This window comes from Butyricimonas hominis, assembly GCF_014287455.1.
Classification (GTDB): Bacteria; Bacteroidota; Bacteroidia; order Bacteroidales; family Marinifilaceae; genus Butyricimonas; species Butyricimonas muris.
Map to the genome: position 1 here is coordinate 1 of NZ_JACOOH010000067.1, position 636 is coordinate 636.

The 636-nt window shown below is 53.0% G+C and carries 1 pseudogene; it reads right to left on the reverse strand.

Annotated features, from left to right (window positions below):
* Positions 1–636 (reverse strand): annotated as a pseudogene (locus tag H8S64_RS22275) (bifunctional DNA primase/helicase); the annotation flags it as partial.

A 636-nucleotide genomic window follows, 5' to 3' on the forward strand; every position in this document is an offset into this window, starting at 1 on the left:
TTGAAGATTATATGAACCGATGACAAAACAGCTTTGGTTCGCCGTGTCTTTGGTGATGATGTCCCTTTCCCGCATGAAGCGGATATAGCTCTTTGCGGTGCGCTCCTTGATGTCCAATACCTGCTGCAACTGCTCGCAAAGGTCTATGTAGGTGATGCGTGTCTGCCGCCCGAAGATGTCACGTGCGACATTCACCAGTTCCCTTTCCTTGCGCTTCTCCTTTTCCTCACGTGGTTTCTCGCCCTTGTACACGTGCATCCCGGCTTCCTTGTCCCAAGCAAAGAGCATCAGCGGCACGTCCAGCGGGCTTCCGTCCCTTACTTTCAGGGCTTTTACCACCGACTGGGTAGGTTCTTCGTCTTTCTCAATGGACAGGATAGTAGCCGCCTTGCGCTGCAACTCGCTGCCCAAATGTCCCCGCAGTTTCAATCCGTTGGGGACGAAGTGCAGCACGCACAGAATACACGTGTTGTAGATACCCGCCAGCCGATAAAGTTCATCTATCACCGCCACGCTTTCCGCTTCATCGTTGGCACTCTTAACAAGGTCTGCGATGCCGTCAATGACGACCAACTGGATGCCGCCGTACTGGTAGTAGAACTTGTCCATGCTTTGTACAATGGCGTTCAGGCGTTC